The sequence below is a fragment of the Pseudomonas meliae genome, assembly GCF_001400515.1.
In the GTDB taxonomy this organism is placed as follows: domain Bacteria; phylum Pseudomonadota; class Gammaproteobacteria; order Pseudomonadales; family Pseudomonadaceae; genus Aquipseudomonas; species Aquipseudomonas amygdali.
In genome coordinates this window covers 21,786-26,071 of record NZ_LJQT01000157.1, presented here as the reverse complement: position 1 = coordinate 26,071, position 4,286 = coordinate 21,786, and the positions used below count along the sequence as shown (strand labels likewise).

Annotated in this window: 4 protein-coding genes; 1 reads left to right on the top strand and 3 read right to left on the bottom strand. The window is 60.8% G+C overall.

The genetic code is table 11. The features are described from left to right. Positions 1–49 precede the first annotated feature (49 nt). A complete protein-coding gene (pmbA, locus tag ALO64_RS07030; RefSeq protein WP_044344699.1) occupies positions 50–1,396 on the bottom strand; it encodes a metalloprotease PmbA in 1,347 nt (448 codons plus the stop codon). A 107-nt stretch (positions 1,397–1,503) separates the two neighbouring features. On the opposite strand from pmbA, the gene yjgA reads away from it, so the two are divergent. After that, on the top strand, positions 1,504–2,025 hold the full coding sequence (yjgA, locus tag ALO64_RS07025; RefSeq protein ID WP_003364101.1) for a ribosome biogenesis factor YjgA: 522 nt from the start codon (positions 1,504–1,506) through the stop codon (positions 2,023–2,025). Between the two features lie 48 nt (positions 2,026–2,073). Here yjgA and tldD read toward each other — a convergent pair whose 3' ends face one another. Continuing rightward, on the bottom strand, positions 2,074–3,498 hold the full coding sequence (gene tldD, locus ALO64_RS07020; RefSeq protein ID WP_044344697.1) for a metalloprotease TldD: 1,425 nt from the start codon (positions 3,496–3,498) through the stop codon (positions 2,074–2,076). A gap of 2 nt (positions 3,499–3,500) precedes the next feature. Continuing rightward, the coding region (locus ALO64_RS07015) for a carbon-nitrogen hydrolase family protein (protein ID WP_235804980.1) at positions 3,501–4,286 on the bottom strand (786 nt) is incomplete at its 5' end.

Here is a 4,286-nt window from a genome sequence, read left to right as displayed (position 1 = left end):
CCGCTCCTACAAAACCTGGATATCGCGGACCAGTGAAGCGTCGCGAGGCTCAGCTACCCGCTACGGTCATACGCTCGATCAGCACCGAGCCGGTGCGGATGTTGCTGCGCAGTTCAAGATCGCTGCCAACGGCGACGATCTGCTTGAACATGTCACGCATGTTGCCGGCGATCGTCACTTCCTGAACCGGAAATTGTATTTCCCCGTTCTCGACCCAGAAACCTGCTGCGCCCCGCGAATAGTCACCGGTAACCATGTTCAGGCCGCTGCCCATCAATTCGGTTACCAGCAAGCCACGGCCCATAAGTCGAATCAGCGCGGCCTGATCTTCCGAACCATGGGTGACGAACAGGTTATGCACCCCGCCCGCATTGGCAGTGCTCGGCATGCCCAGCTTGCGGCCGGAATAAGTGCTCAGCACATAGGAAACCAGATCGCCGCCTTCCACGAACGGTTTGGCAAACGTTGCCAGACCGTCGCTGTCGAACGCCGAACTGCCCATTGCGTGCTTCAAGTGCGGACGCTCATCAATGGTCATCCACTCCGGGAACAGCCGCTGACCCAGGGCCCCCTCCAGAAATGACGATTTACGGTACAGGTTGCCACCGGAAATGGCACCGAGAAAGCTGCCGAACAGGCCACCTGCCAGTTCTGCGGCAAACAGCACCGGCACTTCACAGGTCGGCACAGGACGCGCACCCAGACGGCTCCCCGCACGCAACGCAGCCTTGCGACCAATGCTCTGGGCATCAGCCAGCAGCTCACCCTGGCGATTGACGTCGTACCAGTAATCACGCTGCATCTGGCCTTCGCCCTCGGCGATCATCACGCAACTGAGGCTGTGCCGCGTTGATGCATAACCGCCGATGAAGCCGTTGCTGTTGCCATACACACGGCAGCCCTGATGGGTATTGAGCGTGGTGCCATCGGCGTTCTTGATCCGGCTGTCGGCGTCGAAGGCCGCGGCTTCGCAGATCAGCGCTTTCTCGATGGCCTGCTCGGGCGTTATATCCCAGGTGTGATAAAGATCGAAATCCATGATCTCTTTGGCCATCAGCGCAGCATCAGCCAGCCCGGAGCTTTCGTCTTCGGAGGTGTGCTCGGCAATCGCCAATGCAGCGGCAACGGTTTCACGAATGGCATCGGCACCTGTGGCCGAGGTGCTGGCCGAGCCCTTGCGCTGCCCGACATACAGGGTGATACCGAAACCCTGGTCGCGGTTGAACTCTACGGTTTCAACTTCACGCTGACGGACCGATGTCGACAGTCCCTGATCCACCGACACTGCGACTTCGCAGGCGCTGGCGCCCTGACGCCGGGCTTCGGCGATAATCTGCTCGACCTGTTCCTGCAGTTCGGGCAAGGCTTGCGGACCGACGCTTTGGGTTGCACTCATGACTTTCTCCATCAAATTCTTCTTTCAGCACAGGCCGAATACCGACCGGGCCGGACAAGCGGCCCACGACTGGTTATCATGGCGGCGTTTCTTTGCGGACTGCCCCCATGGTTGATTCTTACGACGACTCCCTCGACGGGGAGAAAAGCAAAACCCAGGTCAAACGAGAGCTGCATGCTCTGGTCGACCTCGGCGAGCGACTGACAACACTCAAAGCCGATGTGCTGGCCAAGTTGCCGCTGACCGACGCTTTGCGCAAGGCCCTGGCCGAAGCGCCCAAGCACACGGCAAACATCGCGCGAAAGCGGCATATTCTGTTCATTGGCAAGCTGATGCGCGATCAGGACCAGGAAGCCATTCTGGTGTTGCTGGACCAACTCGATGCCTCCACTCGCCAATACAACGAACGTTTTCACAATCTGGAGCGCTGGCGTGATCGCCTGATCGCGGGTGATGACGCCGACCTCGAGAAATTCGTTGTCGAATACCCCGATGCCGACCGTCAGCAGCTGCGCTCGCTGATTCGTCAGGCGCAACACGAAGTTGCACGTAACAAACCGCCGGCCACCAGCCGCAAAATCTTCAAATACATCCGTGAGCTGGACGAACTTCAACGCGGTCTGCGTTGATTTCAACCGCGGGGCCGGCAGCAGCAAGCGGCCAGCCCCGACTCACCTTCAGCTACCCGTACCACCCACTGTGATCGCATCGATTTTCAGCGTGGGCTGACCCACACCGACCGGCAGAGACTGGCCGTCCTTCCCGCACGTCCCCACGCCGCTATCGAGCGACAGGTCGTTGCCCACCATCGATACCCTGCTCATGGCTTCCGGCCCGTTACCGATCAAGGTCGCACCCTTGACCGGCGCAGTGATTTTGCCGTCCTCGATCAAATAAGCCTCGCTGGTCGAAAACACGAATTTGCCGCTGGTGATATCCACCTGACCGCCACCCAGATTGGCGCAGTAAATACCGCGCTTCACCGAGGCGATGATTTCCTGCGGGTCGCTCTGCCCGCCCAGCATGTAGGTATTGGTCATACGTGGCATCGGCAGGTGAGCGTAGGACTCTCGACGACCGTTACCAGTCCGTGCGACACCCATCAAGCGGGCATTGAGCTTGTCCTGCATGTAGCCCTTGAGCACGCCGTTCTCAATCAGTGTGGTGCACTCGGTCGGTGTGCCTTCGTCATCGACACTCAGCGAGCCGCGACGCCCTGCAAGGGTACCGTCGTCAACAATCGTGCAAAGTTTCGATGCAACCATCTCGCCCATGCGCCCGCTGTAAGCCGAACTGCCCTTGCGATTGAAGTCACCTTCAAGGCCGTGACCAACCGCCTCGTGCAGCAGCACGCCTGACCAACCGGAACCCAGCACCACCGGCAATGTGCCTGCCGGAGCAGGAATCGCTTCCAGGTTGACCAGCGCCTGACGCAGCGCTTCACGCGCGTAGCCCATGGCACGATCATCGGTCAGAAAATAACGGTAGTCCGTACGCCCGCCACCGCCATGCCCGCCCCGCTCGCGGCGGCCGTTCTGCTCGACGATGACACTGACGTTGAAGCGCACCAGCGGACGCACATCGGCGGCCAGACTGCCATCGGCTGCGGCCACCAGAATGCGCTCCCAGACACCGGCCATGCTCACAGACACCTGCTGGATACGCGAGTCCAGCGCGCGCGTCGCGACGTCAATGCGTTTGAGCAGTTCGACCTTCTCGGCGCGGCTCAGCACTTCCAGAGGATTATCCGGGGCGTACAACTGGGCCACATCCTGCGAGGTAAAAGCCTGCACCCGGCCATTCTGCCCAGCGCGGGAGATGGAACGGGCAGCACGGGCAGCGGTGCGCAGTGCGTCCTCAGTGATGGCATTGCTGTAAGCGAAACCAGTCTTTTCGCCCGATTGAGCACGCACGCCCACGCCTTGATCGAGATTGAAACTGCCTTCCTTGACGATGCCGTCTTCGAGCGACCAGGACTCGGAGATCATGCCCTGAAAATACAGATCAGCCGCGTCGATACCCGGCCCGGCAAGCTCTCCGAGCACCGATTGCAGGCTGTCGAGGCTCAGGCCACCAGGGGCCAGAAGGTGTTGATCACTCATATTCACTCCGAAGCAGGCCGCATGGCGTCCTGCGAAAAAAAGCGCCGGTGACTGGACACCGGCATCCGCGCCCGTATGGACGCCTGTTCTTCACTGTCGCGCCTGGCCAGCAGCACGGCTTCACCCTGTGCCTGCTCGGCCAGTACGCGGCCCCATGGATCAACGATGGCCGCGTGCCCGTAAGTCTCGCGAGGCCCCGGATGGACCCCGCCCTGTGCCGCCGCCAGCACGTAACACTGGGTTTCGATGGCGCGCGCCCGGATCAGAATGTCCCAGTGCGCAGCACCCGTTACCGCAGTAAAAGCTGACGGCGCGGTAATCAGTTCAGCACCGGCCTCCCGCAGCGCGGTGTACAGCTCGGGGAAGCGCAAGTCATAACAGACTGTCAGCCCCACGCGCCCTACAGGTGTATCGGCCACCACCACATTGTTTCCGTGAGCATAGTCATCGGATTCACGGTAGCGGCCCCGATTGTCAGCAACATCCACATCAAACAGATGCAGCTTGTCATACCGGGCCACCTGCTCACCGTGTTCATCGATCAGCAACGAACACGCCGTCACCTTGCCATCGGGTCGCTCATCCGGCGGCAGTGGCAAGGTTCCGGCAACAATCCATAACTTGAGGTCGCGTGCGGCCAGTTTCAACCATGGCAGGATCGGCCCATGCCCATGAGCTTCGGCACGACCGATGTTGGCCACGTCACGCCGCCCCATGGCAACAAAGTTTTCGGGCAGCACCGCGAGCCGCGCGCCACCTTCGGCTGCCTGCTCCAGCAAGCGGCTAGA

Coding starts and splice junctions, on each gene's coding strand:
- yjgA (WP_003364101.1), top strand. CDS start 1,504: ATGGTTGATTCTTACGACGACTCCCTCGACGGGGAGAAAAGCAAAACC.
- tldD (WP_044344697.1), bottom strand. CDS start 3,498: ATGAGTGATCAACACCTTCTGGCCCCTGGTGGCCTGAGCCTCGACAGC.
- pmbA (WP_044344699.1), bottom strand. CDS start 1,396: ATGAGTGCAACCCAAAGCGTCGGTCCGCAAGCCTTGCCCGAACTGCAG.